General features: G+C 49.3%; 2 tRNA genes and 3 rRNA genes. All 5 read right to left on the bottom strand.

Features of this window, described 5'->3' with window-relative positions:
* A 5S ribosomal RNA gene (rrf, locus tag V2W16_RS11080) occupies positions 1-115 on the bottom strand; the annotation flags it as partial.
* Between the two features lie 78 nt (positions 116-193).
* A 23S ribosomal RNA gene (locus tag V2W16_RS11075) occupies positions 194-3054 on the bottom strand.
* A gap of 187 nt (positions 3055-3241) precedes the next feature.
* Positions 3242-3318: transfer RNA gene (locus tag V2W16_RS11070), tRNA-Ile, on the bottom strand.
* Between the two features lie 17 nt (positions 3319-3335).
* A tRNA-Ala gene (locus V2W16_RS11065) sits at positions 3336-3411 on the bottom strand.
* A 72-nt stretch (positions 3412-3483) separates the two neighbouring features.
* A 16S ribosomal RNA gene (locus tag V2W16_RS11060) occupies positions 3484-4921 on the bottom strand; the annotation flags it as partial.

Genomic DNA, 4921 nt, shown 5'->3' with positions numbered 1-4921 from the left:
CCCGCGACTACCTACCCTCCCAGTCCGTCTCCAGACAAGTACTCTAGGCGTGGACGGGCTTAACTTCTGTGTTCGGAATGTTTACAGGTGTTACACCGTCGCTATCGTCACGAGGAATTAAACTATTTCATTTAACTCTTCATTAAGAGATAATTATAAATTGCATAAGTTCTTTAACAAGTTCATATATCTTTAGATCAAGTCCTCGAGCAATTAGTATCGCTCAGCTGAATACATTACTGTACTTACACATGCGACCTATCAACCTGATAGTCTATCAGGGCTCTTACTTCACAAAGAATGGGATACCTAATCTTGAGGGGGGCTTCGCACTTAGATGCCTTCAGTGCTTATCCCGTCCCAACTTAGCTACCCGGCTATGCCACTGGCGTGACAACCGGTGCACCAGAGGTTAGTCCGCCCCGGTCCTCTCGTACTAGGGGTAGCTCCTCTCAAGTATCCTACGCCCACGACGGATAGGGACCGAACTGTCTCACGACGTTCTGAACCCAGCTCGCGTGCCGCTTTAATGGGCGAACAGCCCAACCCTTGGAACATGCTTCAGCTCCAGGATGCGACGAGCCGACATCGAGGTGCCAAACCTCCCCGTCGATGTGGACTCTTGGGGGAGATAAGCCTGTTATCCCCGAGGTAACTTTTATCCGTTAAGCGACGGCCCTTCCACTCGGAACCGCCGGATCACTAAGCCCTACTTTCGTACCTGCTCGACGTGTCTGTCTCGCAGTCAAGCTCCCTTCTGCCTTTACACTCTAATAAATGGTTTCCAACCATTTTGAGGGAACCTTTGGGCGCCTCCGCTACTCTTTAGGAGGCGACCGCCCCAGTCAAACTACCCACCTGACAGTGTCCCTATACCGGATTACGGTATCAGGTTAGAATTCCAGCATTATAAGGGTGGTATCCAAAGGTCGACTCCACCAAGACTGGCGTCCTAGCTTCTAAGTCTCCCACCTATCCTGTACATACAATACCGAAATTCAGTGCCAAGCTATAGTAAAGCTCTACGGGGTCTTTCCGTCCGGTCGCGGGTAACCGGCATCTTTACCGGTACTACAATTTCACCGAGTGTGTTGTCGAGACAGTGTCCAGATCGTTACGCCTTTCGTGCGGGTCAGAACTTACCTGACGAGGAATTTCGCTACCTTAGGACCGTTATAGTTACGGCCGCCGTTTACTGGGGCTTAAGTTCACTGCTTCGCTTGCGCTAACAGATCCCCTTAACCTTCCAGCACCGGGCAGGCGTCAGCCCATATACTTCATCTTTCGATTTTGCATAGACCTGTGTTTTTGGTAAACAGTCGCCTGGACCTTTTCACTGCGCCCTGCTCTCACAGGGACCCCTTCTCGCGAACTTACGGGGTGATTTTGCCGAGTTCCTTAACAACACTTCTCTCGCTCATCTTAGGATTCTCTCCTCACCTACCTGTGTCGGTTTACGGTACGGGCGAACATGTTCTCAATAGAAGCTTTTCTCGCCAGTGTGAAATCAGCTACTTCCCTACTATATTTCGGTACTCATCACAGCCCAGGCTTACGTTAAGCGGATTTGCCTACTTAACACCCTCACTGCTTGACCCAGCATTTCCAACAGCTGGGATAACCTATCCTCCTGTGTCACTCCATCTCTCAAACAAACATATTCGGTACTGGAATATCAACCAGTTGTCCATCGACTACGCCTTTCGGCCTCGCCTTAGGTCCCGACTAACCCCGGGGGGACGAACCTTGCCCGGGAAACCTTAGGTTTTCGATGGTACAGATTCTCACTGCACTTTCGCTACTCATGCCAGCATTCTCTCTTGTGTAACGTCCACCGGATACTTACGTTTCGGCTTCACCCTTTACACAATGCTCCCCTACCACTAGTATAAACTAATCCTTAGCTTCGGTATCAGATTTTAGCCCCGGTTATTTTCGGCGCATAATCACTCGACCAGTGAGCTATTACGCACTCTTTAAATGAATGGCTGCTTCTAAGCCAACGTCCTGGCTGTCTTAGCAATTATACATCCTTTCCCACTTAATCTGAATTTTGGGACCTTAGCTGAAGATCTGGGCTGTTTCCCTTTCGACCATGGAACTTATCTTTCACAGTCTGACTGCATGACTAAAATATATGGCATTCGGAGTTTGATAAGGTTCAGTAAGCAATACGCCCCCTAGCCAATTCAGTGCTCTACCTCCATTATTCATCGTCACACGCTAGCCCTAAAGCTATTTCGGGGAGAACCAGCTATCTCCGTGTTCGATTGGAATTTCTCCCCTACCCACACCTCATCCGAGCCTTTTTCACAGACACCGGTTCGAGCCTCCACGAAGTTTTACCTTCGCTTCACTCTGGACATGGGTAGATCACACGGTTTCGGGTCTACAGCATGCAACTTTCGCCCTATTCAGACTCGGTTTCCCTGCGGCTTCGCTGCTTAACAGCTTAACCTCGCTACACACCGTAACTCGCTGGCTCGTTCTACAAAAAGCACACCATCACTTGCGCTCTGGCTGCTTGTAGGCATAAGGTTTCAGGTTCTATTTCACTCCCCTCCCGGGGTACTTTTCACCTTTCCCTCACGGTACTATTCTCTATCGGTCATCCAGTAGTATTTAGCCTTGGGAGGTGGGCCTCCCATATTCCCACAGGGTTTCACGTGTCCCGTGGTACTCGCTTGGTGTATCTACTACATAATGCTTTTCGCTTACAGGACTGTAACCTTCTTTGGTGTGCCTTCCCATACACTTTAGCTAAACATTATATCTCTCAATACACGGGCTGGTCCCCGTTCGCTCGCCGCTACTAGGAGAATCGATGTTTCTTTCTCTTCCTCCGGCTACTTAGATGGTTCAGTTCGCCGGGTTCCCTCCTACCAGACTATATATTCACCTGGTGGTACTATGTCTTCACATAGTGGGTTGCCCCATTCGGAAATCTACGCCTCAAAGCTTATTTGCAGCTTAACGTAGCTTATCGCAGCTTATCACGTCCTTCATCGGCTCTGGATGCCAAGGCATTCACCTTATGCCCTTAATAACTTGATCCTAAGATATATTCTTACAAAATGTCTTGAAATTATAGTTTTTAACCAAACTTTCTTTTCTTTGTCGTTTCGTAATCATACTTGTTTTCGTGTTTTCTACTTATGCAATTTTCAATTATCTCTCAACTCTTTAAGAGTTAAAACTAAGATACTATTTCTAATACCTTACTTTTAATCCTTAAACTTCATGGTGGGCCTGGGAGGACTCGAACCTCCGACCTCACGCTTATCAGGCGTGCGCTCTAACCACCTGAGCTACAAGCCCCCACACATTTTCATATATGGTGGAGATGAGGAGATTCGAACTCCTGACCCCCTGCTTGCAAGGCAGGTGCTCTCCCAACTGAGCTACACCCCCATTAGTTGGTCATTCAATTTTACAATAGATTAAAAGAGAAAGATTTGAGTCGAGTCACTTTTCTACTCTTAGAAAGGAGGTGATCCAGCCGCACCTTCCGATACGGCTACCTTGTTACGACTTCACCCCAATTACTGATCCCACCTTCGACAGCTGCCTCCTATTGGTTAGCTCACTGGCTTCGGGTGTTACCAACTCTCGTGGTGTGACGGGCGGTGTGTACAAGGCCCGGGAACGCATTCACCGCGACATTCTGATTCGCGATTACTAGCAACTCCGACTTCATGCAGGCGAGTTGCAGCCTGCAATCCGAACTGAGATCTGCTTTTTGAGATTAGCTAGGCATCACTGCTTCGCAACCCTTTGTACAGACCATTGTAGCACGTGTGTAGCCCAGGTCGTAAGGGGCATGATGATTTGACGTCGTCCCCACCTTCCTCCCTCTTTCAAGGGCAGTCTGTCTAGAGTCCTCAACTGAATGTTAGTAACTAAACACAAGGGTTGCGCTCGTTGCGGGACTTAACCCAACATCTCACGACACGAGCTGACGACAACCATGCACCACCTGTCTCTTTGTCCCGAAGGAAAGTCTAATCTCTTAGACGGTCAAAGGATGTCAAGACCTGGTAAGGTTCTTCGCGTTGCTTCGAATTAAACCACATGCTCCGCTGCTTGTGCGGGCCCCCGTCAATTCCTTTGAGTTTCACTCTTGCGAGCGTACTCCCCAGGCGGAATACTTAATGTGTTAACTGCGGCACTGAGTTACCCCAACACCTAGTATTCATCGTTTACGGCGTGGACTACCAGGGTATCTAATCCTGTTCGCTCCCCACGCTTTCGCACCTCAGCGTCAGTTATCGTCCAGTAAGCCGCCTTCGCCACCGGTGTTCTTCCTAATCTCTACGCATTTCACCGCTACACTAGGAATTCCGCTTACCTCTCCGATACTCAAGTTATCCAGTTTCAAGTGCACTTTTCCGGTTGAGCCGAAAACTTTCACACCTGACTTAATTAACCGCCTACGTGCTCTTTACGCCCAGTGAATCCGGACAACGCTTGCCCCCTACGTATTACCGCGGCTGCTGGCACGTAGTTAGCCGGGGCTTTCTCCTGAGGTACCGTCATTATCTTCCCTCAGAACAGAGCTTTACGATCCGAAAACCTTCATCGCTCACGCGGCGTTGCTGCGTCAGGGTTGCCCCCATTGCGCAATATTCCCCACTGCTGCCTCCCGTAGGAGTCTGGGCCGTGTCTCAGTCCCAATGTGGCCGATCACCCTCTCAGGTCGGCTACTCATCGTCGGCTTGGTGAGCCGTTACCTCACCAACTACCTAATAAGACGCAGGTCCGTCTCATACCACCGGAGTTTTTACCACTTTATCATGCGATAGCGTGGTCTTATGCGGGTTTAATCCAAGTTTCCCTGGGCTATCCCCCTGTATGAGGTTGGTTACCTACGCGTTACTCACCCGTTCGCCACTTTCCACTTATAAAATCTTCCGAAGAATCA

The sequence above is a fragment of the Anaerofustis butyriciformans genome (genome assembly GCF_036289385.1).
GTDB lineage: Bacteria > Bacillota > Clostridia > Eubacteriales > Anaerofustaceae > Anaerofustis > Anaerofustis butyriciformans.
Note: the sequence above shows the minus strand (reverse complement) of the source record. Positions and strands in the feature narration are given on the sequence as shown.